This is a genomic window from Holdemania sp. Marseille-P2844 (assembly GCF_900120005.1).
Taxonomy (GTDB): domain Bacteria; phylum Bacillota_I; class Bacilli_A; order Erysipelotrichales; family Erysipelotrichaceae; genus Holdemania.
In genome coordinates, this window is the sequence record NZ_LT635451.1 from 1 (window position 1) to 13,895 (window position 13,895).

General features: G+C 48.9%; 16 protein-coding genes. 12 read left to right on the plus strand and 4 right to left on the minus strand.

Annotated features, from left to right (window positions below):
- Positions 1 to 715: 715 nt before the first annotated feature.
- The 3 genes from BQ7364_RS06545 (at position 716) to BQ7364_RS06555 (ending at position 4,151) form a co-directional block, all read left to right on the plus strand.
- Positions 716 to 1,504, plus strand: coding sequence for a PTS mannose/fructose/sorbose/N-acetylgalactosamine transporter subunit IIC (locus BQ7364_RS06545; protein ID WP_072683981.1), 789 nt, complete (start codon positions 716 to 718; stop codon positions 1,502 to 1,504).
- Positions 1,494 to 2,333, plus strand: a complete 840-nt coding sequence (locus BQ7364_RS06550) for a PTS system mannose/fructose/sorbose family transporter subunit IID (RefSeq protein WP_072683982.1) — start codon at positions 1,494 to 1,496, stop codon at positions 2,331 to 2,333. The genes BQ7364_RS06545 and BQ7364_RS06550 overlap by 11 nt, the downstream gene beginning before the upstream one ends.
- A 192-nt stretch (positions 2,334 to 2,525) precedes the next feature.
- Positions 2,526 to 4,151, plus strand: coding sequence for a Na/Pi cotransporter family protein (locus tag BQ7364_RS06555; RefSeq protein ID WP_072683983.1), 1,626 nt, complete (start codon positions 2,526 to 2,528; stop codon positions 4,149 to 4,151).
- Positions 4,152 to 4,237: 86 nt separating this feature from the next.
- On the opposite strand, the gene BQ7364_RS06560 is transcribed toward BQ7364_RS06555, so the two are convergent.
- On the minus strand, positions 4,238 to 4,642 hold the full coding sequence (locus tag BQ7364_RS06560) for a PTS sugar transporter subunit IIA (RefSeq protein ID WP_006058758.1): 405 nt from the start codon (positions 4,640 to 4,642) through the stop codon (positions 4,238 to 4,240).
- Positions 4,643 to 4,759: 117 nt separating this feature from the next.
- On the opposite strand from BQ7364_RS06560, the gene BQ7364_RS06565 reads away from it, so the two are divergent.
- On the plus strand, positions 4,760 to 5,908 hold the full coding sequence (locus BQ7364_RS06565; protein ID WP_072683984.1) for an AI-2E family transporter: 1,149 nt from the start codon (positions 4,760 to 4,762) through the stop codon (positions 5,906 to 5,908).
- A 108-nt stretch (positions 5,909 to 6,016) separates the two neighbouring features.
- Here BQ7364_RS06565 and BQ7364_RS06570 read toward each other — a convergent pair whose 3' ends face one another.
- Positions 6,017 to 8,110: a glutamine synthetase III family protein gene (locus tag BQ7364_RS06570; protein WP_072683985.1), complete on the minus strand. Its 2,094-nt coding sequence runs from the start codon at positions 8,108 to 8,110 to the stop codon at positions 6,017 to 6,019.
- Between the two features lie 245 nt (positions 8,111 to 8,355).
- Here BQ7364_RS06570 and BQ7364_RS06575 point away from each other — a divergent pair, with 245 nt between their 5' ends.
- The 6 genes from BQ7364_RS06575 to yunB all read left to right on the plus strand — a co-directional run bounded on the left by BQ7364_RS06575 (position 8,356) and on the right by yunB (position 11,203).
- Positions 8,356 to 8,685, plus strand: a complete 330-nt coding sequence (locus BQ7364_RS06575; protein ID WP_072683986.1) for a rubredoxin-like domain-containing protein — start codon at positions 8,356 to 8,358, stop codon at positions 8,683 to 8,685.
- Between the two features lies 1 nt (position 8,686).
- Positions 8,687 to 9,226, plus strand: a complete 540-nt coding sequence (rbr, locus tag BQ7364_RS06580) for a rubrerythrin (RefSeq protein WP_072683987.1) — start codon at positions 8,687 to 8,689, stop codon at positions 9,224 to 9,226.
- A 57-nt stretch (positions 9,227 to 9,283) separates the two neighbouring features.
- Positions 9,284 to 9,430 (plus strand): hypothetical protein, encoded by a 147-nt coding sequence (locus BQ7364_RS17940; RefSeq protein WP_159432762.1) that lies wholly within the window; start codon positions 9,284 to 9,286, stop codon positions 9,428 to 9,430.
- A gap of 60 nt (positions 9,431 to 9,490) precedes the next feature.
- On the plus strand, positions 9,491 to 9,787 hold the full coding sequence (locus BQ7364_RS06585; protein ID WP_072683988.1) for a helix-turn-helix domain-containing protein: 297 nt from the start codon (positions 9,491 to 9,493) through the stop codon (positions 9,785 to 9,787).
- A 452-nt stretch (positions 9,788 to 10,239) separates the two neighbouring features.
- Positions 10,240 to 10,548, plus strand: coding sequence for a DUF1805 domain-containing protein (locus BQ7364_RS06590; protein ID WP_072683989.1), 309 nt, complete (start codon positions 10,240 to 10,242; stop codon positions 10,546 to 10,548).
- Positions 10,526 to 11,203, plus strand: a complete 678-nt coding sequence (yunB, locus tag BQ7364_RS06595; RefSeq protein ID WP_072683990.1) for a sporulation protein YunB — start codon at positions 10,526 to 10,528, stop codon at positions 11,201 to 11,203. The genes BQ7364_RS06590 and yunB overlap by 23 nt, the downstream gene beginning before the upstream one ends.
- A gap of 82 nt (positions 11,204 to 11,285) precedes the next feature.
- Here yunB and BQ7364_RS06600 read toward each other — a convergent pair whose 3' ends face one another.
- Both BQ7364_RS06600 and BQ7364_RS06605 read right to left on the minus strand, forming a co-directional pair.
- Positions 11,286 to 11,534, minus strand: coding sequence for a NifU family protein (locus tag BQ7364_RS06600; protein ID WP_072683991.1), 249 nt, complete (start codon positions 11,532 to 11,534; stop codon positions 11,286 to 11,288).
- A gap of 11 nt (positions 11,535 to 11,545) precedes the next feature.
- Complete coding sequence (locus BQ7364_RS06605) at positions 11,546 to 12,001, minus strand: divergent PAP2 family protein (RefSeq protein WP_006058768.1); 456 nt, start codon at positions 11,999 to 12,001, stop codon at positions 11,546 to 11,548.
- A 74-nt stretch (positions 12,002 to 12,075) separates the two neighbouring features.
- Between BQ7364_RS06605 and BQ7364_RS06610 the strand changes: the two genes are divergently transcribed.
- Both BQ7364_RS06610 and BQ7364_RS06615 read left to right on the plus strand, forming a co-directional pair.
- On the plus strand, positions 12,076 to 12,441 hold the full coding sequence (locus BQ7364_RS06610; protein ID WP_020223945.1) for a CvfD/Ygs/GSP13 family RNA-binding post-transcriptional regulator: 366 nt from the start codon (positions 12,076 to 12,078) through the stop codon (positions 12,439 to 12,441).
- A complete protein-coding gene (locus BQ7364_RS06615; RefSeq protein WP_072683992.1) occupies positions 12,438 to 13,712 on the plus strand; it encodes a glucose-6-phosphate isomerase in 1,275 nt (424 codons plus the stop codon). The genes BQ7364_RS06610 and BQ7364_RS06615 overlap by 4 nt, the downstream gene beginning before the upstream one ends.
- Positions 13,713 to 13,895: the final 183 nt, after the last annotated feature.

Sequence of the window (13,895 nt, forward strand, 5' to 3'; positions counted from 1 at the left end):
CATAAGAAAGCGAGCCGGAAAAGACAAGGGAGTCAACACCACGAATCGACTGAGAAGAGACACAATCCTCAGAGAAATGAAGATGAGGGTCTTTTAAATTGAGAACAGATACGATAGAATGAGTAATGGACATAGTGAGATTTCCTTTCTATATTGTGTGGTAACTTTATTGTAACGGAAATTCTTACCTATGTCTCTTTTTTTATGCTCAAGAAAAAAAGGCGTTGGTTTCCACCAACACCAAAATTTATAGAACCTTTTTTTTTATATTCAAGTTCTAAAACCAAAGGCTGCGGAATAGACTGAAATAATGCTTAACTTTCTTTGGAAAACAAATCATTTTATGAAACATGGGGAGAAAATGTGAAAGTTTGCAAAGAAAAAAAACGGGATTAACCGTTCGAAAAATTAGCGAAATTAATTGCTAATAAAGCTTGTTTACAGGGCTTTTTCATGAATTTTAACACGTGTTTAATACAGAAAATGAACCATCAAATTTTGTGAAAATTTCTTTGAATTATGTGAAAAATATGTGTTGAGGGTTTACAAATCCCATTTTCTAGTGTATCATTTAATCATCGAGAAAACGGTTACATCTGGTCTGTGAAATCGCGTAAGAAGCCACGCGGATCTCAGCCCGGCTGAAATGGTTTTCGAGGATCCGGGCAACCGGAAAAAACCAAAGACACAAAAGGTTAGAAAGGGAGGACTATTTATGTCTGGAGGGTTGAGTATTATCCAAATCCTGCTGATCACAGCATGGGCATTTTGGAGCATCGTCGATAGTTTGTCTTGGAACATCGGTTTCAACAACTGTATTCTTGCATGCTTATTCACCGGCGTTGTTGTAGGCGATATGAAATATGGCCTGATCGTTGGTGGTACGTTACAGATGACTCAGTTAGGCGCTGGCACATACGGAGGTGCTTCGATTCCGAACATCACTTCTTCCGGTATGATCGCGACAGCGTTAGGCGCTGCTTCCGGCGCTGACCCGATTGCAATGGCTTCTTCAATCGGTATCGCATTAGCTGCATTATTCACACAGTTGGACATCCTGGCTCGTTTCTCCAACACTGCATTCCAGCACATCGCTGACAAGTATGTTGAAGAAGACAACACAAAGGGTATCGCGCTGATGAACACATTAGGCATCATTCCTTGGGGCCTGTCCCGCGGATTGCCTGTTCTGTTACTGCTGGTTGCTGGCCAGGGCGTCGTTGACAATCTGATCAAGATCATTCCGGCATTCATCATGAACGGCTTCAAGTTCGCTGGTGGATTGCTGCCAGTCGTTGGTTTCGCAATCTTGATGCGTTACCTGCCAGTTCTGAAGAAGCCGCAGTTCATTATCCTGGGCTTCGTATTAGCCGCTTATATCAATATGCCGATTCTGGGTATTGCCTTGATCGGTACAGCCGCAGCTTTGATCACTTATCAGAATGCTACTGCTAAGTTAGCTGCAGGCGCTGCACAGGGAGGCGACGACGATTATGACGAATAGTAAGAAGTTCACTAAGAAGGAATTAAGAAGTCTGAATCTGCGCTGGATCTGGAACTCTCAGATCGGCTGGAACTATGAACGTATGCAGGGCTTGGGCTACCTGACCACTATGCTGCCGGTTATCGACAAGCTGTATGGCGATCGTCCTGAGCTGAAGCAGAAGGCGTTGAGAACACATTCCGTATTCTTCAACACACAGCCTGCAATGGGTGATATCATTGTTGGTATGAATATCGCTATCGAAGAACAGACAGCTGAAACTGGTTCTGGTCTGGACGTCGCCGCTTCGATTAAGACAGCGTTGATGGGACCATTCGCTGGTATCGGTGATACAATCTTCGGTATGATCGCTGGTGCGGTTTTCGGATCTATCGCAGCGACAATGGCTCTGGAAGGCAATGCTTTAGGTATCGCAATTTGGGAAATCTGGATGGTTGCCGTCCTGTTATTCCGTACAAAGATGTTTGACATGGGCTACGAACAAGGCGTTAAGCTGGTTACTTCCCTGTCCGGCACAATGAATGCTCTGACGGAAGCTGCTTCTGTCCTGGGCCTGACGGTTGTCGGCGGCATGATCGCGCTGAACGTTAAGTTCCCTCTGGCTACTCTGAAAATGAGCTTAGGCATTGACCCTGAAACAGGCGAAGAAATGTTTAACGAATTCAACCTGCAGAAATATGCTGACAGCATCATGCCTGCATTGTTCCCTGCATTATTCGCAGCTCTGTGCTACTGGATGCTGGGCAAGAAGTGGATGAACTCCAACAAGTTGATTCTGGTTGTTGTCTTATTCGCTATCGTTCTGGCTTTCTTCGGAGTTCTGGCTTAATATCAAAACTCTCAAAAGTGGTGTCTTCGGACATCACTTTTATTTTGGCCGGGTACGGGAACTTTAATCCATTCCAGTTAAAATGATAAAAGGAATCCCTGTTAACGGAATCTTAACAATTCTGTTGAGCAGGGTTCCGATTTTTCCTTTATAATAGGCTTGCTTATATGAGGAAAGGGTTATTGCATAAGTATGGAACTTAGTTTTGTAATCGCCTTGATGGGCGGTTTGGCATTATTTCTTTACGGGATGAAGATGATGAGCGACGGCTTGGAACTGTGCGCCGGGGACCGGCTGCAGTCAATTTTGGAACGCCTGACTTCAAACCGGTTGATGGGGGTCGTTGTCGGGGCGTTGATCACGGCTTTAATTCAAAGCTCCAGTGCAACGACGGTGATGACGGTTGGTTTTGTCAACGCAGGGTTAATGACGCTGCCGCAGGCAGTCGGCGTGATCATGGGGGCAAATATTGGAACGACGATCACCGGACAGCTGATCGCTCTGGATATCGGAGCGGCGGCTCCGGCGATTGCCCTGGTCGGGGTGGTTATGGTTGTCTTCCTGAAAAAAGAAAAGACCAACGCGGTCGGGATGATTGTCGGCGGTCTCGGTATCCTGTTTATTGGCATGGGGATGATGAGCGATGCCATGGCGCCGCTGCGGAACGATCCGACGTTCCTGTCGTTAATTACCGCGTTTAATAATCCGATCATTGCGGTTCTGACCGGCGCGCTTTTTACGGCGATCATCCAAAGCTCCAGCGCTTCCATCGGCATCTTACAGACACTGGCCAACAATGGCCTGATTACGCTGCAGCACTCCGTCTTTATTCTGTTCGGGATGAACATTGGAACATGCATCACGGCGGTGCTCTCGTCGTTAAGCTCCAGCCGGAACGCGAAGCGGGTTGCCTTGGTTCATCTGTTATTCAACATCGGCGGGGCGCTGTTGTTCTCCGTTGCGGTGCTGGCGCTGCCGCTGACCGCATGGATCGGGCAGTGGACGCCGGCCAATCCGGCGGCGCAGATCGCAAACTTTCACACGCTGTTCAACGTTGTAACTACCCTGGTTCTGCTTCCGCTGGGGAATGGTTTGGCCGCTTTGTCGATGAAGCTTTTGCCGCAGGAGAAAGAAACGCCGGCGCCGGCGATTGAAATCACGCGCATCCCGGAGCAGCGCCTGGGCAATGTGACGATTTCGCTGCATGAGATCAGCGAACTGCTGAACCGGATGTATACTCTAGTGCAGTCCAGCTTGGATGAAGCCTTTCGCGGTTTGACGACACTGGAATGGGATAAAGAGAAGATTCTGGCGCAGGAAAGCGAGATCGACGCAATGCACCGTAAGATTATTGACGCTATTCCCTATGTGGCGACAGCCCGGATGAACGTTGAGGACTCCCGACGGTTAAACGTTTTGTTTAAAATCAACAGCGATTTGGAGCGGATGGGCGATCATGTTGTCAATTTATCGGAACATGCCTCCCAAATTCTGAAAGAGAAACAGAAGATGACCCCGGAAGCACATCAGGAGCTGGCGGATTTGCGGCTGATTCTGGATCAGACGGCGGCGCTGCTGCCGGCGATTGAGGAATATCATCGGACAGAGACGCTGCAGCATATTGATCAGCTGGAGGAACAGATGGACCAGTATTGTGAGAAAAGCCGTCAGGATCAGATTAAAAGGCTGCGCAGCCAACAGATCGACGGTTCGCTGTGCGTCGTCTTCAGCGAAGTGCTGACCGATCTGGAACGAATTCACGACCATTATCACAACCTCGCGCAACAGCTCTATCATGAGGAACTGGCCGTTTCCTGATGATCTTTTCCGGAGGATATCAGAAATCTGAAGCATAAGAAAAGGCGGAAATTTTCCGCCTTCTTTGTTTAAGGATAAAGGGTAAATTAGTCTTCGTCCGAGCTCATGCTGGCCATGAACGCTTTGACGTCAACGATGCCTTCGCGTCCCTGGGCGATCAGGCTGTCAACCGCTTCGCCTTCCGACAGAATCGCTGTCAGAACCATCGGGAAGTTCATGCCGGCGATGAAATGGAATTTTGGATTCGTCGCGAATTCAACAAATGTTGTGTTGCATGGGGAACCGCCGAACAGATCCGCAAAGACCAGAACTTCGTCGTACTTGTCCAACTCCGGCTTCAGCGCGTTCAGTTTTTCCTTGAACTGTTCCGGGCCATCCGTTGGCAGCAGGCAGCAGGAATACAGATTTGTAACTTCGCCCGCGATCATTTTCAGAGAACCTTTGAAAGCTTCTGCATACTGACCATGGCTAATTAATAAAATACCTCTCATGAATAATTTCCTCCTTAAGTTACATTTTTATTTTATCATAAACTACGTTAATTTAATAGAATTTTAAATATAGAAAAGGGTCGAGTATGTTAAAATAACAGTAAGGGAGATCACACCATGAAATTTAAATTTAAAGAACAAACCAAAGAGAATATCCTGGCCCTGACTTGTTCGGGCATTTTACTATTGGGTTTTTATTTTCTGATCACAAAATTTCCGCAGCTTAAGGAATTTCTGGGCAATATCCTCGGCATTCTGCTTCCGTTTATCCTCGGCTTTGCGTTGGCGTTTTTATTGGCGCCGGTAACGGCCCGAGTGGAAAAGAAATGGCTGGCAAAATCAAAAATGAAACCGGCAAGCAAGCGTAAAATCGGCGTTGCGGCGGCGATCATTTTCCTGTTCATCGTACTCATCAGCTTTATGGCGATTTTAATTCCGCAGCTGTTGGAAAGCGTTATGACCTTGTCGACGCAACTCAGTGATTATCTGGGCAAAGCCAATACGCTGCTGAACGAAATTACGGAAGGTTTGGGCTTTAAAACCGGCTGGCTGGAAATCCTATTTAATTCCAGCGAAGCGCTGCTGGAATCCATGCTGGGAATGGCTAAGGATTACGTGCCGAAGATCTTGAATTATTCCTGGCTGTTTGTCCGCCAGACGTTCAATTTCTTTATCGCGGTGATTATCGCAGTCTATATCCTGTTGGAAAAAGAACGATTTACAGAACAGTTTAAAAAGCTGGCTTATGCGATTCTGCCAAAAAACCGGGTGGAGTCGCTGATTCAGCTGAGCCGGCTGACGTCGCGGATGTTCAACAGCTTCATCATTGGGAAAATGATTGATTCGCTGATCATCGGCTTGATCTGCTTCATCGGCATGTTGATCATGCGGCTGCCGTTTGCGGTGCTGATCAGCTTTATCGTTGGTCTGACGAACATGATTCCGGTGTTTGGCCCGTTTATCGGCGCGGTGCCGGGCATCTTTATCCTGTTTATCGTCGATCCGATTTACTCGCTGATCTTCGCGGTCTTCGTCCTGCTTCTGCAGCAGTTTGACGGCAATATCCTCGGCCCGATGATTCTGGGCGATCAGCTGGGCCTGCCAAGCTTGTGGGTCATGTTTTCGATTATCGTCGGCGGCGGGATGTTCGGCATTCTCGGCATGTTTCTGGGCGTGCCGGTGTTTGCGGTTCTCTATGTCGTCGTCCGCGGATTTGTCAGCAGCCGGCTGAAAGAAAAGAATATCCGATCGGACGATATGCTTTAACGGGCGTTTCGCCCGTTTTTTTTGAGGAACGACGCAGCATCTGGTGCGGCAAGAACTATATAAGGACTATATAAAGAAAAGGGATCCAATCCGGATCCCTGGAACGAGTTAATTGCTGTGAAATAAGATATCTTCGTAGGTTGGCAATGTGTATTGTTTTTTATCAAAAACTGTTTCATGCTCGTCAATCGCGCTGCGAAGCTGCTGCATCAGCGGAGCAGCTTCATAATAGAAGCGAATGCCGCGCTCATGATAGTCGCCGACGCCGTCGATCTCTTTCAGTTTGCTTTCGAGACGTTCAGCGCCTTTATCCATTCGGTCCATCAGTTCATTTAAGTGGGCCAGCTGCTTTCTGAAATAGGAAGCCGGCTGATCCAGCGCCCGCAGTGTCGAAGCCAGCGACTGGATTTCCCGGGTGACAAGCGGCAGGATTTCCGTACGCGTCATGTCAATCAGAACCTTGGCTTCAATCTCGGAAATCTTCACATACTGCTCGTTCATAATCTCGCTGCGGGCGCTCAGTTCCTTTTCCGTAAAGATGTGATTGCGCGTAAACAGCTCGACAGTTTTCGGTGAGGTCAGGGCGCTGACCGATTCGATAAACGATGGAATATTTGGCAATCCGCGGCGTTTGGCTTCGGCGACCCACTCTTGGGAATAACCGTCGCCGGAGAACAGAATCCGTTCGTGATCTTTTAAAATCTGCGTACAAATTTCCAGGGCGCGGGCGCGGATGTCCTGCTTGTATTTTAAATCCGAAAGCTGCCCGGCGATTTCGTTGAGCACATCGGCAGTGATTGTATTGAGCACGACGTTGGCAAACGAGGCAGACAGGGATGAACCCAGCATCCGGAACTCAAATTTATTGCCGGTGAAGGCCAGCGGCGAAGTCCGGTTGCGGTCCGTGTTGTCCTTGGGAATATATGAAAGACCGCTGATCGGCGTAAATGAACTGTCCTGTTGATCCTCGATCGTTTGCCCCGCACCCTTCAGGGAGTTTAGGACGTTTTCGATGTAACTGCCCAAATAGATTGAAATGATTGCCGGCGGAGCTTCATTGGCGCCTAAACGGTGGTCGTTGCCGGCGCCGGAGGATGACATCCGAAGCAGCTCGGCATGTTGATCGACAGCTTTGATAAATGCGCAGACAAACACCAGGAAGCGGATGTTTTCAGCCGGCTTATCCCCCGGTTCAAATAAGTTCTGGCGATCGTCGGTGACTAATGACCAGTTGTTGTGCTTGCCCGAGCCGTTGATCCCGGCAAACGGTTTTTCATGAAGCAGGCAGGCGAAGCCATGCTTATCTGCGGTTTTGCGCAATACGTCCATTGTCAGCTGATTCTGATCCACCGCAATGTTGACGTTGCTGAAGATCGGTGCAATTTCAAACTGGCATGGCGCGACTTCGTTGTGTTCAGTTTTGGCGTAAATCCCCAATTTCCACAGTTCCTGATTGACCTCTTTCATAAAAGCGGCGACGTGGAACGGAATACTTCCGAAGTAATGATCTTCCAGCTCCTGTCCTTTGGCCGGCATTGCACCAAACAGCGTCCGTCCGGTCAGCACCAGATCCTGGCGCCGCTCAAAATAACGTTTGTCAATCAAAAAGTATTCCTGTTCCAGACCAACCATCGGAATGACACGTTTTACATCTTTATCCCCGAAGATATTGACAATCCGGGTGGCCGCGGCGCTGATCGCCTCAATGGATTTCAATAACGGCGCTTTTTTATCAAGCGATTCGCCGTTATAGGAAACAAAGACGGTTGGAATACACAGCACGTTGTCACGGATAAAGGCTGGCGAGGTGCAGTCCCAATACGTGTAGCCGCGGGCTTCAAAGGTCGCGCGCAGACCACCGCTGGGAAAGCTGGATGCGTCCGGTTCGCCTTTGATCAGCGACTTGCCCGAAAAACGAACTAACGGCTGACCATTTTCATCCGGTTCGATAAAGGAATCGTGTTTTTCTGCGGTAGAGCCGGTCATCGGCTGGAACCAATGCGTAAAGTGCGTGGCGCCGTTTTCCTGTGCCCAGCGCTTCATCGCATGCGCAATCGCGTCGGCGGTATTGCGGTCCAGGGAATCTTCTTTGGCGACGGTTTCTTTCCAACGCTTGTAGATCGGATACGGAAGCCGCTCCTGCATCAGCGTTTCATCAAACAGCAGGCAGCCAAATTCGTCAAACGGATCTGTGATTTTCATAACTCATCCTCCTGAAAACATGGTTTAATTTTATTCCAAATTTGATCGGAGTCAATAAAAATGTTAAAAAAATCATAAAAATGAAGAAAAAAATCAAAGAATGTCGGACATGATTGAAAAAAAAAGGGGGAAATTGAGAAAAAAACGCAGTCACATAGAAAAAGCTCGATTTTAAAGCGGAGGTCTGATTGACCCAGCCGGACATGGGCATACTGGACAATAGAAATAGGATAAGGAGGAAGCTTATGTTAAAAAAATGCGAGGTCTGCGGCTTGATTCTGGACTCGGAATTCATTCGGGACGATTGTCCGAAATGTCATGCGGACGCTTCGCGCTTCCGCACGCTGCCTCATGAGGAAACGGAAAAGATCACCCGCAGCCATTTGACCAACAGTCTGCTTACGGAATTGGCGGCCGTCGCTGAGCATCAGGTGCGCTTAGCAGAAAAAGGCATCGCCGATCAGCTGGATCCCGGCTGTATTCAGACATTCGATCTGGCGTTAAGACAAGCGGTGCTGCTGCGGCAGATGATTCGTGCGGAAATTGCGATCCATGCCGGAAAGGAGAAATGGTAACATGGAATTAAAAGGATCAAAAACAGAACAAAATTTATGGACGGCGTTTGCCGGAGAAAGTCAGGCGCGGGTAAAGTACGCGTATTACGCCGATCAGGCACGCAAGGATGGCTATGGTCAGATCGCGGGCATTTTTGAGGAAACCTCAGCGAATGAAAACGCCCATGCCAAGCTGTGGTATAAGTTTTTGCATGGCGGCAAGATCCAGGAGACGCCGATCAATCTGAAGGATGCGGCCAATGGAGAAAACTACGAATGGACGGAAATGTACAGGGAATTCGCTGAAACCGCGAAACAGGAAGGGTTTACCGAAATCGCCCGGCTGATGAGCGAGATCGCCAAAATTGAAAAAGGACATGAGGAGCGGTATCTGGCGTTATTGGGCAACGTGGAAAACAAAACAGTCTTTGCAAAAGCGGAACCGATCGTCTGGAAATGCCGCAACTGCGGATATACGGTCACCACTCAGCAGGCGCCGAAGGTCTGTCCGGTCTGCTTTCATCCGCAGGCTTATTTTGAACAGGAAGTTAAGAATTATTAACATCGTTCAAATCTGACAAAAATCGGAATCCGTTTATAACCGGAAATCAAAGTGAACATGAATACGGGAAATCCCGAAGCCAGTTCACTTTTTTTATGCCCGGTACAAATAGATGAAAAAAGCAAGGTTTCAGCGACGCTGAATCACGGGGCAAAAGGAGCGAAAATGCCTGAAAAACCTGAATTCAGAATCAACGAGTTATAACCGAATATGGCAGTAATTGGAAACTCATCCTGTTATTATGACAAAAAGAAGGTGAAAAACATGAGCGAGGATAAATATGCGGAGTTCATTTCACAGCGGATTTTTGACGTATGTCACAAACGCGGGGATGTTTCATTGTATGAATTATCCAAAATCTCCGGGGTCAGTATGTCCACGATTCAGAACATTGTGCATTGCCACACAAAAAGTCCGGGATTGCAGACGATGCATCGGCTGGCTAACGGTTTGAGTATGACCATTTCAGAATTTCTTGATTGTTCGTCGATCAACGATTACGAATTCAGTGAAGAAGAAAATGGCGAAAACGGACTGAACGATTGTGAAATCATCAGCTGAATTTTTACGGAAACCTATCCGTTGTGCGGCAAGAGCGCAGGGAAGTCGGAAAAAATAAAAAATTCCCTTTGAACAGAGATTCAATCTTCAACACTGTGTTTTAAAATTCCAAGTTCAGCGCTTCCAAAAAACATTGATCCGCAGATTTTCTGTTTTCCCAATCAGCGTTATTTGGATGTACGCATCATTGCGAGTCTGAAAGTGAGGGGATGAGTCAAGACGATTATCAGCGATAAAGGCGGCGGGAATTTGTTAAAGTCCTGAATTCGCGGCTGGATGCCTGATTTTTCACAGTGAGGGGGGCGGGGTGGCCCTGGTTTCGTCGTTTTTCTTTTCGAAATTCGATCGGGAATGGCCAGGCTGAAGCACCTCGCTTTTCCTCTGCCGCTTCGAAAAAAGGAACGCACCAAATTTCAATCTTTCTCTATACTGATAGGGGAGGAGGCTGGGCTATGATCGAGTTAAAAACATTGGAAATCGAGGCGTATCGGTTCATGGATATCACGCTGTTTCTGCCGCGCTGGACCTGTCGGATGATCGTCTGTACAAAGGCGGTGCTGGTTGATGAAAGCTGGGACCTGAACGTTCTGGAAACAAAACAAATCGCAGCCTTTCAGGTGCTGAAACCGGGAAAAGACGGACTGTTAAACGGAAAAATTACAGCGATGACGTCAACCGCCGCCCGCTTGGGAATATATATAGGAATGAGCGGGAAGGAAGCGCTGCTGAAGGTGATGCATGAAAAAACGGAAACGGGATAGGAACCGGCGCTGGCTGGCGCTCGTCGTGATCGCCGCGGCGCTGGTTTGGCTGGGCAACCGGACGCTCAGTCAGATCAACGCGCTGCTTAAGCCGCATGTTGAGAAAGTCGCTGCCAGTGAAGTCCGCAATGCAGCCTCGTCCGTGATTAAGCGGGCGGTCGATTCGCTGAATTTGAAAACGGAAGATCTGATCCGGGTACAGCGGGATGGGCAGGGCAACATTACGGATATCGTTTATGATACGCAGCGGATGAATGAATTGATGAGCCTGTCGCTGGACGCCGCTCAGGAATCGCTGAATGCTGCGGAAGAAGGGGAAACGGACCCGCACACCCATCTTGTTTATTACGATAAGGGCATCATTTATTCTCTGCCGGTCGGGATGCTGACCGGATCGGTGCTGCTGGCAAACGTCGGACCTTCGATTGACATCCGGATGCGTGCCGTCAACAGTCTGGTTGGGCAGATCGACGCCGTGTCCACGGCCTATGGCATCAACAGCACCCTGTTGGAAATCGACTTGAAGATCAGCGTGGAGATGTTGGTGATCAGCCCGTTTCTGCTCGATCCCCAACAGATTGAAGTTAAGATTCCGCTGGTTATGCAAATTGTGCAGGGGCAGATTCCGCAGCTGATGGTCGGCCAGCTTGCCTGATTCGTTAAACGTCAGGGATATCTTGAAGGGGAGAAGCCAATAAAAAAACCGCATCTGCGGTTTTTTGCCTGTATCGCTGCAATTAGAAGAACAACGGCTCGGAAGGCGCCATGTGGACTTCCGTTACGCCGGGAACTTCATCGAGAAGAATCGCTTCGATCCCATCCTTCAGCGTCGCGTCTAACGACAGACATTCGGAACAGGCGCCCAGCATTTTAACGGTGACAATGCCGTCTTCCAGACTGACGAATTCCACGTCGCCGCCGTCGCGCTGAATATACGGACGGATCTTTTCAATAACATTTTTAACTTGAGTTTCCATGGTTTCCATAATTTATCACCTTATCTTATAAAATACATCAGCCCGGCGATGATTAAGCCGAGGATAATCCCGCCGAAGACTTCAATCCATTTGTGTCCCAGCACTTCCTTGACCTTGGTCAGATAAATCGGATCGTCCAGACGGGTCTGCGTCAGAATCTGGATATCCTTGATCAGCTGCTGCGTAATCCGGATGTTCTGTCCGGCATAATAACGGACGTTGGCGGCGTCGTAAGCGACGATCAGCGAAAACATCAGCGTGACGGCAAATAACGTCGACGAAAAATTATCCGTGATCCCGACGGCCAGCGTCAGCGCCGCTACCGTCGAGGTATGCGAGCTGGGAAAACCGCCGCTTTCCAAGGCGAGATGCCAGTCCCAATCCCGGGTTCGTATGTAGCGGATAACGGGCTTAAGCAGCTGCGCTGTTAAATTGGCTACAATCGCAGCCCAGAACGGATACATCTGTTGAAGCATGGTGCTCACCTCGAGAATTAGTATATCACAAAAACGCAAGGAGGTGATATAATAAAAAAAGATTGGAGGCGTCTATGCAGTATCGAATCGGACAAATCGTGGAGGGAACGATCACCGGGATTCAGCCTTATGGGGCGTTTGTCAGTCTGGATGAGGAAACGTCAGGACTGATTCACATCTCGGAAATCTCGGAGGGCTTCGTTAAGGACGTTAATCATTTCGTTCATGTCCATGATCGCGTGAAGGTTAAAATTATTGATTTTGACAAGTCTACGCATCAGGCGCGGCTGTCCTTAAAAGCGCTGCATCCCACGGCATTCCGCAAGGAACGCGGGCGGGGGAAGGCCAGTCGTCTGCCAGTCATGAAAATTGGATTCCGGTCGCTGGCCGAAAACCTGGACCGCTGGATCGAGGAAGCAAATAAAGGAGAAACAGTATGATCAAATTTGACACTTCGCATGCGCATCTGCAGGAAAACATTTTCGATTATCAACAAGCGGTAACGCTGGCACATACCCAGCTGCATGAAAAGAGCGGCGCGGGCAACGATTTCGTCGGCTGGGTCGAATGGCCGAACAGCTATGACCATGAAGAATTTGAAAGAATCAAGGCGGCGGCCAAACGGCTGGAAGGCCAGTGCGACGTGCTGCTGGTATGCGGCATCGGCGGCTCATATCTGGGCGCGCGGGCAGCGATTGAGATGATGCGCGGGCTGTATTGTCAGGCCAGACCGGAAGTCATCTTCATCGGCAATACGTTCTCCAGCACGTATTTCAAGCAGGTGGAAGCGTATATTCAGGATAAGGAAATCGTTCTTAACGTCATTTCCAAATCCGGCACGACGACCGAAACGGCGATGGCGTTCAGAATGCTGAAGCAGTTGATGGAAAAGAAATATTCCAAGGAAGAATGCCGGAAGCGGATTCTGGCGACGACCGACAAGGCGCGCGGCACTCTGAAAGAACTGGCGGATAAGGAAGGCTACGAAACGTTTGTCATTCCGGACGATATCGGCGGCCGCTATTCCGTTTTGACAGCGGTCGGCTTACTGCCGATGGCGCTGGCGGGGATTGATATCGACGCGGTCATGAAGGGCTTTGCCCAGGCGTATGAAGATCTGAAGAACCCGGATCTGCATGTCAATCCGGCGTATCAGTACGCCGTTGCCCGCCGGATTCTGGAGAATCAGGGCAAGGATGCGGAAATGTTGGTCACCTATGAACCGCAGATGGCGATGATCGCCGAGTGGTGGAAGCAGCTGTTCGGCGAATCCGAAGGCAAGGAAGGCAAGGGCATTCTGCCATGCAGCGCGACGTTCTCGACCGACCTGCATTCGTTAGGCCAGTTTATTCAGGAAGGCAAGAAAATGCTTTATGAAACGCTGCTGTTAGTGGAGACTCCGACGCTGGACGGCACGTTCCCAAGCGACGGGGAAAATCTGGATAACATGAACTATCTGGCCGGCAAAAGCCTGGACTGGGTCAATAAGATGGCATGCCAGGGCACGCTGGAAGCGCATGAAGTCACCGGCAATGTGCCGAATCTGATCATCACGATGCCGGACATGAAGGAAGAAACCTTCGGCTATATGTGCTACTTCTTCTTCAAAGCCTGCGCCGTCAGCGTTTATCTTCTCAACGTCAATCCGTTCAATCAGCCGGGCGTCGAAGTCTATAAGAAAAACATGTTCCGCCTGCTGGGCAAGAACTAAGTCTGGGACTTTCTCGATTTCTCAGTTTGATGAAAGAAATCAGCAAAGCAGCACAAATAAAGAATAAAAAAGTGAATGCCGAAAGGTTTCACTTTTTTTTATGCGCAGGCATGATTTTCAGGCTGCATAGAACAGAACGGATTTTTTTCCATTGACAAACGGTCTGAAACAGCGCAGACCGAT

Coding starts and splice junctions, on each gene's coding strand:
- BQ7364_RS06600 (WP_072683991.1), bottom strand. CDS start 11,534: ATGGAAACCATGGAAACTCAAGTTAAAAATGTTATTGAAAAGATCCGT.
- BQ7364_RS06555 (WP_072683983.1), top strand. CDS start 2,526: ATGGAACTTAGTTTTGTAATCGCCTTGATGGGCGGTTTGGCATTATTT.
- BQ7364_RS06605 (WP_006058768.1), bottom strand. CDS start 12,001: ATGCTTCAACAGATGTATCCGTTCTGGGCTGCGATTGTAGCCAATTTA.
- BQ7364_RS06585 (WP_072683988.1), top strand. CDS start 9,491: ATGAGCGAGGATAAATATGCGGAGTTCATTTCACAGCGGATTTTTGAC.
- BQ7364_RS06615 (WP_072683992.1), top strand. CDS start 12,438: ATGATCAAATTTGACACTTCGCATGCGCATCTGCAGGAAAACATTTTC.
- yunB (WP_072683990.1), top strand. CDS start 10,526: ATGAAAAAACGGAAACGGGATAGGAACCGGCGCTGGCTGGCGCTCGTC.
- BQ7364_RS06560 (WP_006058758.1), bottom strand. CDS start 4,642: ATGAGAGGTATTTTATTAATTAGCCATGGTCAGTATGCAGAAGCTTTC.
- BQ7364_RS17940 (WP_159432762.1), top strand. CDS start 9,284: ATGAATACGGGAAATCCCGAAGCCAGTTCACTTTTTTTATGCCCGGTA.
- BQ7364_RS06550 (WP_072683982.1), top strand. CDS start 1,494: ATGACGAATAGTAAGAAGTTCACTAAGAAGGAATTAAGAAGTCTGAAT.
- rbr (WP_072683987.1), top strand. CDS start 8,687: ATGGAATTAAAAGGATCAAAAACAGAACAAAATTTATGGACGGCGTTT.
- BQ7364_RS06610 (WP_020223945.1), top strand. CDS start 12,076: ATGCAGTATCGAATCGGACAAATCGTGGAGGGAACGATCACCGGGATT.
- BQ7364_RS06545 (WP_072683981.1), top strand. CDS start 716: ATGTCTGGAGGGTTGAGTATTATCCAAATCCTGCTGATCACAGCATGG.
- BQ7364_RS06575 (WP_072683986.1), top strand. CDS start 8,356: ATGTTAAAAAAATGCGAGGTCTGCGGCTTGATTCTGGACTCGGAATTC.
- BQ7364_RS06590 (WP_072683989.1), top strand. CDS start 10,240: ATGATCGAGTTAAAAACATTGGAAATCGAGGCGTATCGGTTCATGGAT.
- BQ7364_RS06570 (WP_072683985.1), bottom strand. CDS start 8,110: ATGAAAATCACAGATCCGTTTGACGAATTTGGCTGCCTGCTGTTTGAT.
- BQ7364_RS06565 (WP_072683984.1), top strand. CDS start 4,760: ATGAAATTTAAATTTAAAGAACAAACCAAAGAGAATATCCTGGCCCTG.